The organism is Microbacterium kyungheense (assembly GCF_006783905.1).
Lineage (GTDB): Bacteria > Actinomycetota > Actinomycetes > Actinomycetales > Microbacteriaceae > Microbacterium > Microbacterium kyungheense.
Map to the genome: position 1 here is coordinate 1,442,450 of NZ_VFPE01000001.1, position 17,596 is coordinate 1,460,045.

Below are 17,596 nucleotides of genomic sequence, written 5' to 3' on the forward strand. Positions count from 1 at the left end.
GGCTGGACCGTCGTTCCCGAACCAACCCGAAGGAGACCCGTGTCGCTGACCGCTGACGTGAAGGCCGAGCTGATCACCGTGCGCGACCCGCGCCCGACGGCGCGGGTGGCCGAGCTCACGTCGCTGCTGCGGTTCTCGGGCGGGCTGCACTCCATCGCCAACCGCGTCGCGGTCGAGGCGGAGCTGGACTCCAGCGTCCTCGCCCGGCGCACCGCACGCGACCTCGTCGAGCTGTACGGCGTGCGGCCCGAGCTCGTGCACGTGCAGGGGTCCGGCGCCCGTGCGGGCGGTCACTACGCCGTGCGCGTGATCGACGGCGGCGAGACCCTGGCCCGCCAGACCGGGCTGCTCGACCAGCGCCGTCGCCCCGTCCGGGGCCTGCCGAACAAGCTCACCACGGGCTCCCGCGGCGATCTCGCCGCCATCTGGCGCGGCGCCTTCCTCGCCGCCGGCACGCTGAGCGACCCGGGCCGTTCGGCCGCACTCGAGATCACGTGCCCGTCGTCCGAGGCCGCCATGGCGCTCGTGGGCGCGGCACACCGCCTCGACATCGCCGGCAAGGCGCGCGAGGTGCGCGGCATCCCGCGTGTCGTGGTCCGCGAGGGAGAGGCGATCCGCGCGGCCCTCGCCGCGATGGGCGCCGTCAAGGCCGCCGCCGACTGGGACCAGATGCGTCAGCGTCGCGAAGTGCGCGCCGGCGTCAACCGGCTCGTCAACTTCGACGACGCCAACCTGCGCCGCTCGGCGCAGGCCGCGGTGGCCGCGTGCGCGCGCGTGGAGCGCGCGCTCGAGATCCTGGGCGACGACGTCCCCGGACACCTCCGCCAGGCCGGCGAGCTGCGCCTCGCGCACCGTGACGCGAGCCTGGACGAGCTCGGTCACCACGCCGACCCGCCTCTCACCAAGGACGCCGTGGCCGGCCGCATCCGCCGCCTGCTCGCGATGGCAGACAAGAAGGCCGAGACCGAGGGGCTGCCCGGAACCGAGTCCGCTGTGCCGGCGGGCATCGAGGACTGACGCCGAGACCGTCTGGAAGGGGATGCCGCGAGTCGCGGCATCCCCTTTTCCACACGTCACAGTGGGAAGCAACCCCCGCCCGCGGGCGTTGCCGCTCAGTAGGATGAATCCGTCACCCTCGCTGCGCCGAGGTCTTCACGGCGCGCGCCGACAGGAAGAAGAGAACATGGCGAAGTACACCTTGCCCGACCTCCCCTACGACTACGCCGCGCTCGAGCCGCACATCAGCGGCAAGATCATGCAGCTGCATCACGACAAGCACCACCAGGCGTACGTCACCGGGGCCAACACCGCCCTCGAGCAGCTCGCCGAGGCCCGTGAGACGGGCAACCTCGCGAACGTCAACAAGCTCGAGAAGGACCTCGCCTTCAACCTCGGCGGGCACGTGAACCACTCGATCTTCTGGACCAACCTGTCGCCGGAGGGCGGCGGCGAGCCCGAGGGCGAGCTGAAGGCGGCCATCGACGAGTTCTTCGGCGACTTCGCCAAGTTCCAGGCGCACTTCACCGCCGCGGCGACCGGCATCCAGGGCTCCGGCTGGGCCGTGCTCAGCTGGGACGCGATCGGTGAGCAGCTGATCATCCAGCAGCTCTTCGACCAGCAGTCCAACACGGCGCAGGGCACGATCCCGATCTTCCAGCTCGACATGTGGGAGCACGCCTTCTACCTGGACTACCTGAACGTCAAGGCGGACTACGTCAAGGCCGTCTGGAACATCGCCAACTGGCAGAACGTCGCGCAGCGTCTCGATGCCGCCCGCGAGAAGACCTCGGGCCTGCTGGTACTGTCATAGCAAGCGCGGCGTCCCAGCGGGCCGCCCCGCTGGGACGCCGTTGTCTCTGTCTGCATCGCAACAACCGCGCATTCGCGCACGACACATCTCAGGAGAAACTCCGTGACTGTCAAGATCGGCATCAACGGCTTCGGCCGGATCGGACGCAACTTCCTCCGCGCGGCTCTCGCGCAGGGTGCGGACCTCGAAATCGTGGCGGTGAACGACCTCACCGACAACAAGACTCTGGCGCACCTGCTCAAGTACGACTCGGTCGGCGGCCGCCTCGACGCCGACGTCTCGTACGACGCGGACTCGATCACCGTCAACGGCAAGGCCATCAAGGTCTTCGAAGAGCGCGACCCCGCCAACCTCCCCTGGGGCGAGCTGGGCGTCGACGTCGTGATCGAGTCGACCGGCCGCTTCACGAAGGCCGTGGACGCCAAGAAGCACATCGAGGGCGGTGCCAAGAAGGTCATCATCTCGGCACCGGGCACCGACGTCGACGGCACGTTCGTCATGGGCGTGAACGAGGACACGTACGACGCCGAGACGATGAACATCATCTCGAACGCGTCGTGCACCACGAACTGCCTCGCCCCGCTGGCCAAGGTCTTCAACGACGCGTTCGGCATCGAGCGCGGCTTCATGATGACCGCCCACGCCTACACGGCCGACCAGAACCTGCAGGACGGCCCGCACAGCGACCTGCACCGCGCTCGCGCGGCCGCGATCAACATCGTCCCGGCCTCGACCGGTGCCGCCAAGGCCATCGGCCTCGTGCTGCCCGAGCTCAACGGCAAGCTGAGCGGCTCGTCGTACCGCGTCCCGGTTCCCACGGGCTCGATCGTCGACCTCACGATCGTCACGAACACCGAGGGCCTCACCAAGGAGACGGTCAACGCCGCGTACGAGGCCGCCGCCGCAGACGGGCGCCTCCAGGGCTACCTCAAGTACAACGCCGACGCGATCGTCTCGAGCGACATCCAGCTCGACCCGCACTCGTCGATCTTCGACTCGGAGCTGACGAACGTCAGCGGCAACCTCGTCAAGGTCTCGGCGTGGTACGACAACGAGTGGGGCTACTCGAACCGCCTCGTCGACCTCACCGAGTACGTCGCCGAGCGCCTGTAACCCGTCGCCATGGCTCTGCGCACCCTCAGCACCCTGGGTCCGCTGGCCGGCAAGCGTGTCATCGTCCGTGCTGACCTCAACGTCCCCCTCAAGGACGCGGTCATCACGGACGATGGCCGTGTGCGGGCCACGCTCCCCACGCTCAACGCCCTGATCAACCAGGGCGCCCGCGTCATCGTCTGCTCGCACCTCGGGCGGCCCGACGGCGCGCCCGACCCGAAGTACAGCCTCGAGCCCGTCGCGCAGCGACTGTCGGAGCTGCTCGGCAAGCCCGTCGCGTTCGCGCGCGACACGGTGGGCGAGTCGGCCCAGGAGGCCGTCGCCGCCCTCGAAGACGGCGATGTCGCGGTCATCGAGAACCTCCGCTTCAACCCCGGCGAGACCGCCAAGGACGACGCCGCGCGTCGTGCGTTCGCGCAGGAGCTCGCCGCTCTGGGCGACGTGCTCGTCTCGGACGGGTTCGGCGTCGTGCACCGCAAGCAGGCGTCGGTCTACGACCTTGCCGAGATCCTGCCTTCTGCCGCCGGATTCCTGATCGAGAAGGAGGTCGACGTCCTCGACCGCCTCACCGAGAACCCGGAGCGCCCGTACACGGTCGTGCTCGGCGGCTCGAAGGTCAGTGACAAGCTCGGCGTCATCGCGCACCTGCTCCCGCGCGCCGACAAGATCCTCGTGGGCGGCGGAATGCTGTTCACGTTCCTCGCGGCGCAGGGCTACAAGGTGGGCAAGAGCCTCCTCGAGGTCGATCAGATCGACACGGTCAAGGGATACATCGCGGATGCCGCCGAGCGCGGCGTCGAGCTGATCCTCCCGGTCGACGCGGTCATGGCCTCGGCATTCGCCGCGGACGCCGACCACGTCGTCGCCCCGGCGGACGCGCTCGAAGACACCGCCTTCGGCGCCGACGGCCTCGGCCTCGACATCGGCCCGCAGACGGCCGAGCTGTTCGCCGCGGCGATCCGCTCGTCGACCACCGTGTTCTGGAACGGTCCGATGGGCGTGTTCGAGATGCCCGCCTTCGCTGCCGGCACCAAGGCGGTCGCCAAGGCCCTCACGGCGGTCGATGGCCTGTCGGTCGTCGGCGGCGGCGACTCGGCCGCGGCGGTGCGTCAGCTCGGGTTCACCGACGACCAGTTCGGTCACATCTCGACGGGCGGCGGCGCGAGCCTCGAGTTCCTCGAGGGCAAGAAGCTCCCCGGACTGGAGGTCCTCGGATGGCAGTGAGCAGGCCCGAAGCGAGTGCGGAGCACCGCAGGCGCACCCCGCTCATCGCGGGCAACTGGAAGATGAACCTCGACCACCTCCAGGCGGTCGCGTTCGTGCAGAAGCTGCACTGGACGCTGAAGGACGCCAAGCACGAGGACGGCTCGGTCGAGGTGGCGGTCTTCCCGCCGTTCACCGACCTGCGCACCGTGCAGACGCTCCTCGACGCCGACAAGATCCCGTTCGCCCTGGGCGCGCAGGACGTGTCGGCGCACGACTCCGGTGCCTACACGGGCGAGGTGTCGGGTGCGTTCCTGGCGAAGCTCGACGCACGCTACGTCATCATCGGGCACTCCGAGCGCCGGCAGTACCACGCCGAGACCGACGAGGTCGTGGCGTCGAAGGTCAAGGCGGCGATCAAGCACGGCCTTGTGCCGGTGATCTGCGTGGGCGAGACACTGGAGCAGCGTGAGGAGTCCGGCCCCACCGCGGTGTCGGTCGGTCAGCTGGAGGTCGCCCTGGAGGGGGTCGCCGCCGATGCCGACATCGTCGTGGCGTACGAGCCGGTCTGGGCGATCGGGACCGGTCAGGTCGCGTCGCCCGAGCAGGCCCAGGAGGTCTGCGCCGCGCTCCGTGAGGTCATCGCCGCCAAGCTCGGCGCCGACGCGGCGGCCCGCACCCGCGTGCTGTACGGCGGCTCGGTGAAGTCGGCGAACATCGCCAGCTTCATGCGCGAGCCCGATGTCGACGGCGCCCTGGTGGGCGGCGCGAGCCTCGTCGTGGACGAGTTCGCGGCGATCATCCGGTACCAGAAGCACGTCGGCGTCTGACGCCGTTTCCGGCGGGCGGCGAGGATTCCTCGCCGCCCGCCGGCCTACACGTATACTTGTCCCTTGTGCGATCGGCGAATGATCGCACCGAAAGGCTTCAACGACTGTGCAGATCATCGAGTTCGTCCTGCAGGTGCTTCTCGGCATCACGAGTCTCCTGCTGACCCTCCTCATCCTGCTCCACAAGGGGCGCGGCGGCGGCCTGTCCGACATGTTCGGCGGCGGCATGACCTCGGCGCTCGGCTCATCGGGACTGGCGGAGCGCAACCTCAACCGGTTCACCGTGATCCTCGCGCTGGTGTGGTTCGCGGCGATCGTGGCCCTCGGCCTCATCACGAAGTTCCAGGCCATCTGATGGCGACCGGAGGCAACGCGATCCGCGGCACCCGCGTCGGTGCCGGACCCATGGGCGAGCAGGACCACGGCTTCCACGCCGAGCGCGTGGCGGTCTCGTACTGGGACGCCCTCGGCAACGAGACCGTCCGCTACTTCGCGGCCGGCATCCCCGAAGAAGAGATCCCCGACACGATCGACTCGCCCCACTCGGGCCTGCCGGCCGGTCGTGACAAAGAGAACCCGCCGGCCCTCGCCAAGACCGAGCCGTACAAGACGCACCTCGCCTACGTGAAGGAGCGCCGCACCGAAGAAGAGGCCGAACAGCTTCTCGACGATGCGCTGCAGCAGCTGCGCGAGCGGCGCGGCCAGGACTGAGCCGGGTCACACAGACAGACGAAGAGCGGATGCCGTCGGCATCCGCTCTTCGTCATTTCGGCGGCACGCCGTCCGGGTTCAGTACTCCCGGTCGATGAGGTCCGGCGGAACCTGTGCCGCGGCGGCCTCGTCAACGAAGAAGATCGTGCGCTTGCGCCCCTTGGCGCCCGCGGCGGGCACGCTCGCGTAGCTGGCGCCCGCCAGGGCGAGGCCGAGCGCGGAGGCCTTGTCGGGTCCTGACAGAACCATCCAGACGCGCTTCGAGCTGTTGATGACCGGCCGCGTCATCGTGATGCGCTCCGGCGGAGGCTTGGGCGAGTCGCGCACCCCGACGACGGAATGGTCGGTGATCTGGATCTCATCGCGGTCGGGGAACAGCGATGCGATGTGCCCGTCGGGGCCGACACCCAGGAAGCAGACGTCGAACGACGGCCACGGGCCTTCGGCGCCGGGGAACCCCGCGAGCTCCTGCGCGTACGCGGCGGCAGCGGCATCCAGATCGGCACCGTCGTCGCTCGCGAGCGTGGCGTGGATGTTGCCGGCGGGGATGTCGATGCCGTCCAGGAACGCGTCACGTGCCTGACGGTCGTTGCGTTCGGCGTCACCGCGGGGGAGCCACCGCTCGTCGCTCCACCAGAAGTGGACGCGCGACCAGTCCATGCGCTCGGCGCGCGGACTGCGCGCCGCCGAGGCCAGCACGCGCGAGCCCATCGATCCGCCCGTGAGCGAGATGTGCGCGAGCTTGCCCTCGTCGACGCGCTTGGAGACCCGGCTCAGGAAGCGGGCCGCGACCGAATCGGCGAGGGTCGCGGGGTCCGGAGCGATGACGACACGTTTCTCGGCCCAGCCTTCAACCATGTCGGACCACCCGTGTCCCGAGGCCCTGCGCCGCGCTCATCGGTCCTGCGTCTCCTTCGTCGAAGGCGAGTCGAGGAGCTGCCAGCCCTCGGTGATGACTCGACCATACAGGACGTCCGGATCGAGCCGGCGGAGCTCCTCGGCCAGGCACTCGCGCAGCGTGCGCCGCGGGAAAGCGAGCTCGTGGCTGGGCTGACCCGGCTGCGTGAGGATCGCGGCGCCCGGCGTGGGACGCTCCAGCAGCACCTCTCCGCTGGCGCGCACGAGGGCGACCGACTTGATGCCGTGCGGCCACTCGTCGTCGTCCAGGTATGCCCAGTCCACCGGCACGTCGAGCGTGAGGCGCAGCCAGGCTGCCAGCAGCGCGGTGGACGGCGAGTCTCCTGCTCCGCGCACGCGCACGCTCAGGACGGGCTCGTACGGCGGCTGGTCCAGGATCGCGGCCAGCTGCTCGCGCCAGCGGGTCAGCCTGGTCCAGGCGAGGTCGGTGTCGCCGGGGGCGTACTGGGCGCCCAGGCCCGCGACGAAGGCCGACGGATCGGACTGGGCCGCGGCATCCGTGATCCGGCGCTGCGCGATGCGGCCGATCGAGGTCTTCGAGATGTTCTCGGGCGTGCGGTTCGGCCACCACACCACCACGGGGGCGTCGGGCAGCAGCAGTCCGGTGACAAGGCTCTCGAGGTTCGAGCGCCCGGCGTCGCCGAAGGCGCGCAGCGTCACGACCTCGCTCGCGCCGGCGTCGCCGCCGACGCGGATCTGCGCGTCGAGGCGAGACTCCTCGTCGTAGCCGTCCTGCAGCATCACCACGATGACCCGCATCGGGTGCTCGCGCGAGGCGTCATTGGCGGCCTCGATGACCTCTTCGACGGCGGCCTCGCGCGTCAGGATGATGAGCGTCAGCACACGGCCGAGCGCGACGGCGCCGCCCTCTTCGCGCACGTTGACGAGCGCGCGCGAGATCTTGCTGACGGTGGTGTCGGGCAGGTCGACGATCACGGGCGCCTCCAGGTACGGCCGTCGCGGGCGAGCATCTCGTCCGCGGAGTCCGGGCCCCAGGACCCGGGCGAGTACTGTTCGAGCGGTCCGCCCTGGGCATCCCAGAACTTCTCGATCGGGTCGAGGATCTTCCACGACAGCTCGACCTCTTCGTGCCGAGGGAACAGCGGCGGGTCGCCGAGCAGCACGTCGAGGATGAGCCGCTCGTAGGCCTCGGGGCTGGCTTCGGTGAACGCGTGGCCGTATCCGAAGTCCATCGTCACGTCGCGCACCTGGGCGCCGGCGCCCGGCACCTTCGACCCGAAGCGGATCGTGACGCCCTCATCTGGCTGCACGCGGATGACAAGGGCGTTCTGCCCCTGACCCGCGGTCTGCCCCTGACGGAAGAGCATCTCGGGTGCGCGCTTGAAGACGACCGCGATCTCGGTCACGCGGCGACCGAGGCGCTTGCCGGTGCGCAGGTAGAACGGGACGCCCGCCCAGCGGCGGGTGTTGATCTCCAGCGTGACGGCGGCGTACGTCTCGGTCGTCGACTTCGGGTTCATCCCGTCCTCTTCGAGGAAGCCGAGCACCTTCTCGCCGCCCTGCCAGCCGCCCGCATACTGGCCGCGCGCGGTCGAGCGCTCCAGGTCGGCCGGGAGCGTGACGGCGGCGAGCACCTTCTCCTTCTCGGCGCGCAGGTCCTTCGCGTCGAACGAGATGGGCTCCTCCATCGCGGTGAGCGCGAGCAGCTGCAGGAGGTGGTTCTGGATGACGTCGCGCGCCGCGCCGACGCCGTCGTAGTACCCGGCACGGCCGCCGACGCCGATGTCCTCGGCCATCGTGATCTGCACGTGGTCGACGTAGTTGCGGTTCCAGATCGGCTCGTACAGCTCGTTCGCGAAGCGCAGCGCCAGGATGTTCTGGACCGTCTCTTTGCCGAGGTAGTGGTCGATGCGGAAGATCGAGTCGGTCGGGAAGGTCGAGCGCAGCACGTCGTTGAGCGCACGGGCCGACTCGAGGTCGTGACCGAACGGCTTCTCGATGACGACGCGGCGCCAGCGGTCGGGCTGGTCGGCGGTGTCGTCGACCAGGCCCGAAGACTTCAGCTGCTCGGCGACCACCGCGAAGTCCTTCGGCGGGATCGACAGGTAGAACGCGTGGTTCCCCATCGTGCCGCGCTCGGTGTCGAGCCGGTCGACGGTCTCACGCAGGCGGCGGAACGCGTCCGGGTCGCCGAACTCGCCCGAGACGAACCGGATGCCCTGGAGCAGCTGCTGCCAGGTCTCGTCGCGGAACTCCGTGCGCGCGTGCTGGCGAACGGCGTCGTAGACGACCTTCGCGAAGTCCTGGTCCTCCCAGTCGCGGCGTGCGAACCCGACCAGGGCGAAACCCGGGGGCAGCAGACCGCGGTTGGCGAGGTCGTAGACGGCGGGCATGAGCTTCTTGCGGGAGAGGTCTCCCGTGACACCGAAGATGACGAGCGCACTCGGACCCGCGATGCGGTTGAGGCGACGGTCTTCGGGGTCGCGCAGCGGGTTGTGCCCGCGCGTGATCTCGACGGTCATGAGGGGGCTTGAACTCCTACTGGGCCGCTTCGAAGAGCGACAGCACTTCGATCTGCGGGTCGGTCAGGGTGAGGGTCACGACGGGACGGCCGTGGCCGTCGGCGAGCACGGCCGCGTCGCCCGCGGCCTGCGCCTGGATGAGCTGCCCGAACGTGAACGGACGGTCGGGGATCTCGAGGTCGACGTCGGTCTGCTCGAGGATCTGCAGGAACACGCCGTTCGCCGGACCGCCCTTGTGGTACTGGCCGGTCGAGTGCAGGAAGCGCGGGCCCCAGCCGAACGTGGCGGGCCGGCCGGAGTCGGCGGCGACCAGTTCGCGCAGGCCCTCGAGCTGCGGCAGCTCCAGACGGTTCACGTACGCCTGGATGGCGACGTAGCCGTCCTCGGGAAGACGCGCCCACAGCGCGTCGAGCACGCCGGCGACGGTTCCGGATGCCGCCAGCGCAGGATCCGAGACACGCACCTCGACGCCCTCGACGGCGAACGCCGGGGGAGTGGACTCGGGGCGCGCATCGAGCAGCCCGCGGGCGGCGACCTTGGCGGATTCGACGTCAGGCTGGTCGAACGGGTTGATGCCCAGCATCCGTCCCGCGATCGCCGTCGCGTACTCCCACACCACGAACTGCGCGCCGAGCGAGCCGCTGACGAGCACCTCGCCCTCGTGGTGCTCGAAGAGGTGGAACTGCTTCGCCTCGTCGACGAACCGGACGATCTGCAGATCGGCGGGCTTCGCGTCGACCTCGGGCGAGACCGGCAGCAGGCCGACCGGAAGGATGCCGGTGCCCTGCTTGCCCGTCGACTCCGCGACGAGCTGCTCGATCCAGTCCGGCAGGCCGACGATGTGCGTGCCGTCGGTGATGAGACCCAGCTTGTCGCGGCGGGGCTCGCCGCCGGCGATCGCCGCCGCCAGCACGAGCGCCGGATTGTCGGGGCTGTCGATCGCGAGCTCGAGGAGCGACGCCTCGGCCTCGTCGAGCAGCTCCGAGATGTCGGCGCCGGCGAGGCCGGCGGGCACGAGCCCGAACGCCGTGAGCGCCGAGTAGCGCCCGCCCACCGTCGGGTCGGCGTTGAACACCGCGTAGCCGTCGGCGCGCGCGGACTGGTCCAGCGGCGAGCCGGGGTCGGTGACGACGACGATGCGCTCGGCGGGGTCGATGCCGAGGTCGCGGAACGCCGCCTCGAACGCGCGCTTGGCCGAGTCGGTCTCGACGGTCGACCCGGACTTCGACGAGACGACCAGCACGGTGCGCGTGAGGTCGCCGCTCTCGGCGTCGCCGTCGATCGCGGCCAGCACCTGGCCGGGCGCGGTCGAGTCGAGGATCACGAGCGGCACGCCGGCCGTCTGCGCGATCACCTCGGGCGCGAGCGACGAGCCGCCCATGCCCGCGAGCACGACCCGCGTGACGTTCTGAGCGCGCAGGCGCTCGCGCAGCGCCAGGATCTCGGGCACCAGCGGGCGTGAGACGCTGACCGCCTCGACCCATCCGAGGCGCTGAGACGCCTCGGACTCGGCCGCGGGGCCCCACAGCGAGGCGTCGCCGGCGGTGATGCCGGAGGCGACGAGGCTTGCCACCAGTCCGGGCAGTGTCGCGTCGACGACGGACTTGACGTGTCCGCTGAGGTGGATCTCGAAGCTCATCGCGCGGCCTGGACGGCGTCCTCGAGCGCCGTTTTGACGGTGCCCTGCAGGTCGTGCCACGAGGCGATGAACTTGGACACGCCCTCGTCCTCGAGCACCTGGGTGACATCGGCGAAGTCGACGCCGACCGCGGCCAGGCTGTCGAACACCTCGTGCGCAGCGGCGTAGGTGCCGGTCACGGCGTCGCCGGCGACCTGACCGTGGTCGAAGGTGGCCTCGAGCGTCTTCTCAGGCATCGTGTTGACGGTGCCGGGGGCGATGAGCTCGGTGACGTACAGCGTGTCGGGCAGCGAGGGGTCCTTGACGCCCGTCGAGGCCCACAGCGGGCGCTGGGCGTGTGCCCCGGCGTCCGTCAGCGCCTTCGCGCGGTCGCTGGCGAACTGCTGCTCGAACAGCTCATACGCCAGACGTGCGTTCGCGACACCCGCCAGCGACTTCAGCGCGGTGGCCTCCTCCGTGCCGATCGCCGCGAGGCGCTTGTCGACCTCGGTGTCGACGCGCGACACGAAGAACGAGGCGACCGAGTGGATCTTCGAGATGTCGTGGCCGTTCGCCTGGGCCTGCTCGATGCCGGCGAGGAACGCCTCGATGACCTCGGCGTAGCGCTCCAGGCTGAAGATCAGCGTGACGTTGACCGAGATGCCCTCGGCGAGAACGGCGGTGATCGCGGGCAGGCCGGCCTTGGTCGCGGGGATCTTGATGTGCACGTTCGGGCGGTCGACCGTGGCCCACAGCTCCTTGGCCTGGGCGATGGTCGCATCCGTGTCGTGCGCGAGGTCGGGCGAGACCTCGATCGACACGCGGCCGTCGACGCCGTCAGTCGCCTCGTAGACGGGGCGGAAGATGTCGGCGGCATCCCGCACGTCATCGGTCGTCGCTGCGAAGATCGCGTCGTCGACGGAGGCGCCGGCGGCGGCGAGCTCGGCGATCTGGGCGGCGTACGAGTGTCCGCCGCCGCCGATCGCGCCCTGGAAGATCGTCGGGTTGGTCGTGACGCCCGAGACGTTGCGCGTCGAGATGAGCTCGGTCAGGTTGCCGGACGTGATGCGCTCTCGGGACAGGTCGTCGAGCCAGATGCTCACGCCCGCGGCGACCAGCTTCTCAGTGGGGGTGCTCATGCTGCGTTCTCCTCGTGTTACTCGGCCGACGCGGCCGCGATGGTCTCGCGGGCGGCTTCGACGACGTGTTCGGCGGTGATGCCGAACTTCTGGAACAGGGTCTTGTAGTCGGCGGACGCGCCGAAGTGGTCGATCGCGACGGAGCGGCCGGCGTCGCCGACGATCCCGCGCCATGTGAGCGCCGAGCCGGCCTCGACCGACACGCGTGCCTTGACGCCGGCGGGCAGCACCTTCTCGCGGTACGCCTCGTCCTGCTCGGCGAACCACTCCAGCGAGGGTGCCGACACGACGCGGGCGCCCACGCCCTCGGCGACCAGGGTCTCGCGCGCAGCGACGGCGAGCTGCACCTCGGAGCCGGTCGCGATGAGGATCACGTCGGGCGTGCCGCCCGGGGCCTCGGCGAGGATGTACGCGCCCTTGGCGACGCCGTCGGTCGAGGCGAACACGTCACCGGAGGCCTCACCGTCGCCACGCTCGAACACCGGGATGTTCTGGCGCGTCAGCGCGATGCCCGAGGGCCCGCCCTGGCGTCGGAGGATCTCCAGCCACGCGGCCGAAGTCTCGTTCGCGTCCGCGGGGCGCACGACGGTGAAGTTGGGGATGGCGCGCAGCGTCGCGAGCTGCTCGACCGGCTGGTGGGTGGGGCCGTCCTCGCCGAGGGCGACGGAGTCGTGCGTCCACACGAAGACCGACGGGATGTCCATGAGGGCGGCCAGACGCACCGACGGGCGCATGTAGTCGCTGAAGATCAGGAAGGTGCCGCCGAACGGACGCGTCGGTCCGTGCAGCTTGATGCCGTTGACGATCGCGCCCATCGCGTGCTCGCGGATGCCGAAGTGCAGCACGCGCCCGTACGGGTCGCCCGCCCACTCGTGCGTGGACCACTCCGACGGGATGAACGACTTCGCGTCCTTGATCGTCGTCAGGTTCGACTCGGCGAGGTCCGCCGATCCGCCCCACAGTTCGGGCAGCTCGGCGGCCAGCGCGTTGATGACGACACCCGACGCGGCGCGCGTGGAGACGTCCTTGCCCGCCTCGAACGAGGGGAGGGCGGATGCCAGGTCCGCAGGCAGCTCGCCCGCCTCGAGCCGGTCGAACAGCGCCTTGCGCTCGGGGTTTGCGGCCGCCCACGCGTCGAACGACTCCTGCCACACGGCACGGTCCTCGGCGGCGCGCTCGGCGAGGGCGCGGGTGTGGGCGATGACGTCCTCGGCGACGACGAAGGTCTGCTCGGGATCGAAGCCGAGCACCTTCTTGGTGGCGGCGAGCTCGTCGGCGCCGAGGGCGGAGCCGTGGATCTTGCCGGTGTTCTGCTTGCCGGGCGAGGGCCAGCCGATGATGGTGCGGAGGATGATGAGCGACGGCTTGGCCGTCTCGCCCTTCGCAGCCTCGAGCGCGGTGTAGAGCTCGGCCACGTCCTCGACGTACTGGCCGGTCTTCTTCCAGTCGACCACCTGCACGTGCCAGCCGTACGCCTCGTAGCGCTTGGCGACGTCCTCGGTGAAGGCGACGTTCGTGTCGTCCTCGATCGAGATCTGGTTCGAGTCGTAGATCGCGATCAGGTTGCCCAGTGCCTGGTGGCCGGCGAGCGACGAGGCCTCGGAGGTCACGCCCTCCTGCAGGTCGCCGTCGCCCGCGATGACGTACACGAAGTGGTCGAACGGCGACGTCCCGGCCGCCGCGTCCGGGTCGAACAGGCCGCGCTCGTAGCGGGCGGCGTATGCGAAGCCCACCGACGACGCGAGGCCTTGGCCGAGCGGTCCCGTGGTGATCTCGACGCCCTTGGTGTGGCCGTACTCGGGGTGGCCCGGGGTGAGGGAGCCCCACGTGCGGAGCGCCTTGAGGTCGTCGAGCTCGAGCCCGAAGCCGCCGAGGTACAGCTGCACGTACTGGGTCAGCGAGGAGTGCCCGGCCGACAGGATGAACCGGTCACGGCCCACCCAGTGGGTGTCCGCCGGGTCGTGGCGCAGCACGCGCTGGTAGAGGAGGTATGCCGCGGGAGCCAGGCTCATCGCCGTTCCCGGGTGGCCGTTGCCGACCTTCTCCACGGCGTCCGCCGCGAGGACGCGGGCGGTGTCCACCGCGCGCCGATCGATCTCTTCCCAACGCAGTTCCGACACCCAGGCGCCTTTCTCGAGGAGGTGCGCCCGGCAGATGGCCGATTCGCGGCCCTTGTCCGGATGGAGAAGGGGAGATCGGCGGCGGGCGCGCGTGTGTTCAGCATAGCGAAGCGGTATGCCGCCCAGGCCATGCGAGCCGTCAATGTGACAGAGTCTTTCGGACGCGATTGCGCCCACGGTCACCGGCGGGTGACGCATTCGTCACGATCCGCTCACTCCTTCGTCCGCTCCGATGTGATCGGTAACAGCCGCGGCGGCGTCCGGCTCCGGCAGGGTGGGCACGGGCCTATGCCCTAGACTTGTGGAGATTCTGCAGGCGGCGATAGCGGGGGCCATGGACATCACCAGGACGGCCGGGGACGAGGCATCCAGTTCCGTCGACGCACCCCGCCCGGCTCGCCAGGGGATCGGCCGCACCGTCAAGGCGTACGTCGCCCTGATGAAGCCGCGGGTGCTCGAGCTGCTGCTCGTGACGACCGTGCCCGTGATGATCCTCGCCCAGGGCGGGTTCCCGAGCCTGTGGCTCATCATCGCGACCGTCATCGGCGGCACCGCGAGCGCAGGCTCCGCCGCGGCGTTCAACATGTACCTCGACCGCGACATCGACGCGCACATGCAGCGGACCGTGAACCGTCCGCTGGTCACCGGCGAGGTCTCCCCGCGCGGCGCGCTCGTCTTCGCGTGGTCGCTCGCGGTGTTCTCGACGGTGTGGCTGTGGCTCACCACGAACTGGCTCGCCGCGACGCTGTCGGCCGTCGCCATCTTCTTCTACGTCGTGATCTACACGATGATCCTCAAGCGCCGCACCGAGCAGAACATCGTGTGGGGCGGCATTGCCGGGTGCTTCCCGGTGCTGATCGGCTGGACGGCCGTGACCGGTTCGCTCGCGTGGCCGCCGGTCATCCTGTTCGCCCTGGTCTTCCTGTGGACGCCGCCGCACTACTGGCCGCTGTCGATGAAGTACAAGGACCAGTACGAGAACGTGGACGTGCCGATGCTGGGCGCCACGCGCGCCGGCTCGCAGGTGGGCCTGCAGGTGATCCTGTACGCGTGGGCGACCGTCGTGTGCTCGCTGCTGCTGATCCCCGTCGCCGACATGGGCCTCGTCTACACCGTCTCGGCCGTCGTCTTCGGCGGATGGTTCATTTACGAGTCGCACGTGCTCTACAACCGCGCCGTCCGTGGCACCGAGCCGCGGCCCATGCGCGTGTTCCACGCTTCGATCACGTACCTGACGCTGCTGTTCGTCGCGATCGCGATCGATCCGCTGCTGCCGTTCTGATCCTGAGCCCCTGTCGATTCCGGCGGGGGCTCGTTCGTCGGAAGGATGAAGGGGCACAATGCCTCTCGACGACGAAGGAGTGAACGATGGCGCAGTACATGATCCTGATCTACGGCGACGAGGCGCAGTGGGACGCCCGCACGGACGAGGGCGTGCGTGCCACCGATGCGGGCCATCGGGCCTTCACCGAGCGGGCGGGGCAGGCGATCCTCGCCTCGGGCGAGCTCGAGCCCATCAGCACCGCCACGACGCTGCGCGCCGGAAAGGACCGGCCGCTGATCACGGACGGGCCGTTCCTCGAGACGAAGGAGGTGCTCGGCGGCTTCTACCTGGTCGACGTGCCCGATCTCGATGAGGCCCTCGCCCTCGCCGCGCTCCTGCACGAGACCACGGAAGGGCACGCCGGCGTTCAGGTCCAGCCTCTCGTGAACCACGGCTGACGAATGGATGCCGCCACCGCGCCGCGCCCGGCCGCTGACGCCGTCGACGCCGCCCTCGGCCGTGCGCACCGCGAGGAGTGGGCCGCGGTCGTGGCGACGACCGCGCGGCTGACCGGAGACCTCGACCTCGCGGAGGAGAGCGCCCAGGAGGCCTTCGCGCGGGCCGTCGAGGTGTGGCCGGTGCGCGGCATCCCGGATCGTCCCGGTGCATGGCTGACGACGGTCGCCGCGAACCGGGCGCGCGACGAGCTGCGGCGGCGGACGGCGCTGCGCCGGCGGCTGCCACTGCTCGTGCGCGAGGACCCGCCCGACGACGAGGCGTCCTGGCACGCCGATGACCGGCTGCGGCTGGTCTTCACGTGCTGCCACCCGGCGCTCGCGAAGGAGGCGCAGGTCGCGCTCACGCTGCGGCTCGTGTGCGGCGTCTCGACCGGCGACATCGCCGCCGCCTTCCTCGTGAGCGAGCCCACGATGGCGGCGCGGGTCACCCGGGCCAAGCGCAAGATCGCCGCCGCGCGCATCCCGTTCCGGGTCCCGGACGCGGCGGAGCTGCCGGCGCGCGTCGACGTCGTGTGCGACGTGCTGTACCTGGTGTTCACGGTCGGCCACGCACCGCCGTCGGGGGATGCGGTCGTCCGCGCGGATCTCGTGGACGAGGCGATCGCGCTCACCCGCATGCTGCACGGTCTGCTGCCGAAGAACCGTGCAGTGACGGGACTCCTCGCCCTCATGCTGCTCACCGATGCGCGCCGCGGCACACGCGACGACCTGCTGCCCGACCAGGACCGGGCCCGCTGGGATCGTGCGCTCATCGACGAGGGTCTCGCCCTGCTCGCCGAGGCCACCGCCGGCTCCGCCGACAGGTATGCGATCTCGGCCGCCATCGCCGCGGTCCACGCGCAGGCGCCGACGTGGCCCGATACCGACTGGGCCCGCATCGTCGAGCTGTACGGCCTGCTCGACCGCACGTGGCCGAGCCCCGTCGTCGCATTGAACGGCGCCGTCGCGCTCGGCATGCGCGACGGCGCCGCCGCCGGTCTCGCCGCGGTGGACGAGGTGGCGACAGACCCGGTCCTCGACCGCTACCCGTACCTGCCGGCGGCCCGCGCCGCGTTCCTCGGCGAGCTCGGCCGGTGGGACGAGGCCGCGGACGCCTACGCGGCGGCCGCAGCCCTGGCCGGCAGTGCCGCCGAACGGGGACGGCTGGAGGCCCAGACCGCCGACGCACGGGCGCGCGCGGCTGTGGATAACTCGGAAGACGGTGCCGGGGGTCCCGTTACGGTTGACGGATGATCCTGCGTGCGACGACGGTGACCCTCGGGTTTGCGGCGGCCGCCGTGATGCTGTGTGGATGCCTCGCCCCGGCGCCGGAGCCCACGCCCACGCCCACGGCGGTGTTCGCGAGCGAGGACGAGGCGTTCGCCGCCGCGGAGGAGACGTACCGGGCGTATGTGGATGCCGCGAACGCGAGGCGTGAGGATCCTGACTCCGAGCCCGATCCGCAGAGCTTTCTGGTTGGCGATGCGCTGGAACGCGACGTGGATTCGAGGCGCGAGTTGGCGGAGCTCGGCCTTCAGCTTGTCGGATCGTCGTCGGTAACGGATATGAGCTTCATCTCGGCGGACGTATCCACAGGTGATGTTGTGATTCAGGCTTGCTACGACTCGGGCGGCGCGCGGGTAATCGACAAAACAGGAGTGGATGTCACACCAGCCGATCGTGATGCCACGGTGATGATCAGCATCGAGAGTGTTCGCATGGGGGATCGGCAGATCATCGAGTCGATGTCGCCGGTTGAAGGAGACCCATGCTGAGCTCGGTGCTTCTCGCGCTTGCGGTTGGAACGTCGTTCGTCGTTGCTACACCGATGGCCGCATCGAGTGTGAGTTGCTCAGAAGCTGATTACGTGACCGGAGTCTGTCGAAGCGC

17 protein-coding genes are annotated in these 17,596 nt (G+C 70.1%); 11 read left to right on the plus strand and 6 right to left on the minus strand.

The genetic code is table 11. The features are described 5' to 3' along the window. The first annotated feature begins 39 nt into the window (after positions 1 to 39). The 7 genes from whiA (at position 40) to FB391_RS06460 (ending at position 5,667) form a co-directional block, all read left to right on the plus strand. Entirely contained in the window at positions 40 to 1,017 is a 978-nt protein-coding gene (gene whiA / locus FB391_RS06430) for a DNA-binding protein WhiA (protein WP_141893549.1), read from the plus strand. A gap of 166 nt (positions 1,018 to 1,183) precedes the next feature. Next, entirely contained in the window at positions 1,184 to 1,810 is a 627-nt protein-coding gene (locus FB391_RS06435; protein WP_141893550.1) for a superoxide dismutase, read from the plus strand. A 102-nt stretch (positions 1,811 to 1,912) separates the two neighbouring features. Continuing rightward, the gene (gene gap, locus FB391_RS06440; RefSeq protein WP_141893551.1) at positions 1,913 to 2,923 is read left to right on the plus strand and encodes a type I glyceraldehyde-3-phosphate dehydrogenase; all 1,011 of its coding nucleotides are present in this window, start codon (positions 1,913 to 1,915) and stop codon (positions 2,921 to 2,923) included. A gap of 9 nt (positions 2,924 to 2,932) precedes the next feature. Then, positions 2,933 to 4,147 carry a phosphoglycerate kinase gene (locus tag FB391_RS06445; RefSeq protein ID WP_141893552.1) on the plus strand — a complete coding sequence of 405 codons (1,215 nt, stop codon included), beginning with the start codon at positions 2,933 to 2,935 and terminating at the stop codon, positions 4,145 to 4,147. Next, the gene (gene tpiA, locus FB391_RS06450; protein WP_281286412.1) at positions 4,144 to 4,956 is read left to right on the plus strand and encodes a triose-phosphate isomerase; all 813 of its coding nucleotides are present in this window, start codon (positions 4,144 to 4,146) and stop codon (positions 4,954 to 4,956) included. Before FB391_RS06445 ends, tpiA begins: the two co-directional genes overlap by 4 nt. A 106-nt stretch (positions 4,957 to 5,062) precedes the next feature. Next, the gene (gene secG, locus FB391_RS06455) at positions 5,063 to 5,311 is read left to right on the plus strand and encodes a preprotein translocase subunit SecG (RefSeq protein WP_141893554.1); all 249 of its coding nucleotides are present in this window, start codon (positions 5,063 to 5,065) and stop codon (positions 5,309 to 5,311) included. Next, complete coding sequence (locus FB391_RS06460) at positions 5,311 to 5,667, plus strand: RNA polymerase-binding protein RbpA (RefSeq protein WP_141893555.1); 357 nt, start codon at positions 5,311 to 5,313, stop codon at positions 5,665 to 5,667. The genes secG and FB391_RS06460 overlap by 1 nt, the downstream gene beginning before the upstream one ends. A 78-nt stretch (positions 5,668 to 5,745) precedes the next feature. Here the strand turns inward: FB391_RS06460 and pgl are convergent, their stop codons facing one another. The 6 genes from pgl to tkt are packed head-to-tail and all read right to left on the minus strand — an operon-like array spanning position 5,746 to position 13,945. Beyond that, on the minus strand, positions 5,746 to 6,525 hold the full coding sequence (pgl, locus tag FB391_RS06465; RefSeq protein ID WP_141893556.1) for a 6-phosphogluconolactonase: 780 nt from the start codon (positions 6,523 to 6,525) through the stop codon (positions 5,746 to 5,748). 36 nt (positions 6,526 to 6,561) lie between these two features. Then, on the minus strand, positions 6,562 to 7,521 hold the full coding sequence (locus FB391_RS06470; RefSeq protein WP_141893557.1) for a glucose-6-phosphate dehydrogenase assembly protein OpcA: 960 nt from the start codon (positions 7,519 to 7,521) through the stop codon (positions 6,562 to 6,564). Next, entirely contained in the window at positions 7,518 to 9,068 is a 1,551-nt protein-coding gene (gene zwf, locus FB391_RS06475; protein ID WP_141893558.1) for a glucose-6-phosphate dehydrogenase, read from the minus strand. The genes FB391_RS06470 and zwf overlap by 4 nt, the downstream gene beginning before the upstream one ends. A gap of 16 nt (positions 9,069 to 9,084) precedes the next feature. After that, complete coding sequence (locus tag FB391_RS06480; RefSeq protein ID WP_141893559.1) at positions 9,085 to 10,707, minus strand: glucose-6-phosphate isomerase; 1,623 nt, start codon at positions 10,705 to 10,707, stop codon at positions 9,085 to 9,087. After that, positions 10,704 to 11,825 carry a transaldolase gene (gene tal / locus FB391_RS06485; protein WP_141893560.1) on the minus strand — a complete coding sequence of 374 codons (1,122 nt, stop codon included), beginning with the start codon at positions 11,823 to 11,825 and terminating at the stop codon, positions 10,704 to 10,706. Before tal ends, FB391_RS06480 begins: the two co-directional genes overlap by 4 nt. A 17-nt stretch (positions 11,826 to 11,842) precedes the next feature. Continuing rightward, positions 11,843 to 13,945, minus strand: coding sequence for a transketolase (gene tkt, locus FB391_RS06490; RefSeq protein WP_141893561.1), 2,103 nt, complete (start codon positions 13,943 to 13,945; stop codon positions 11,843 to 11,845). Positions 13,946 to 14,279: 334 nt separating this feature from the next. On the opposite strand from tkt, the gene FB391_RS06495 reads away from it, so the two are divergent. The 4 genes from FB391_RS06495 to FB391_RS06510 all read left to right on the plus strand — a co-directional run bounded on the left by FB391_RS06495 (position 14,280) and on the right by FB391_RS06510 (position 17,481). Further along, on the plus strand, positions 14,280 to 15,227 hold the full coding sequence (locus tag FB391_RS06495; RefSeq protein ID WP_141893562.1) for a heme o synthase: 948 nt from the start codon (positions 14,280 to 14,282) through the stop codon (positions 15,225 to 15,227). 86 nt (positions 15,228 to 15,313) lie between these two features. Further along, the gene (locus tag FB391_RS06500; RefSeq protein WP_141893563.1) at positions 15,314 to 15,667 is read left to right on the plus strand and encodes a YciI family protein; all 354 of its coding nucleotides are present in this window, start codon (positions 15,314 to 15,316) and stop codon (positions 15,665 to 15,667) included. Positions 15,668 to 15,670: 3 nt separating this feature from the next. Next, complete coding sequence (locus FB391_RS06505) at positions 15,671 to 16,960, plus strand: RNA polymerase sigma factor (protein ID WP_141893564.1); 1,290 nt, start codon at positions 15,671 to 15,673, stop codon at positions 16,958 to 16,960. Further along, the gene (locus tag FB391_RS06510; RefSeq protein WP_141893565.1) at positions 16,957 to 17,481 is read left to right on the plus strand and encodes a hypothetical protein; all 525 of its coding nucleotides are present in this window, start codon (positions 16,957 to 16,959) and stop codon (positions 17,479 to 17,481) included. The genes FB391_RS06505 and FB391_RS06510 overlap by 4 nt, the downstream gene beginning before the upstream one ends. Positions 17,482 to 17,596: the final 115 nt, after the last annotated feature.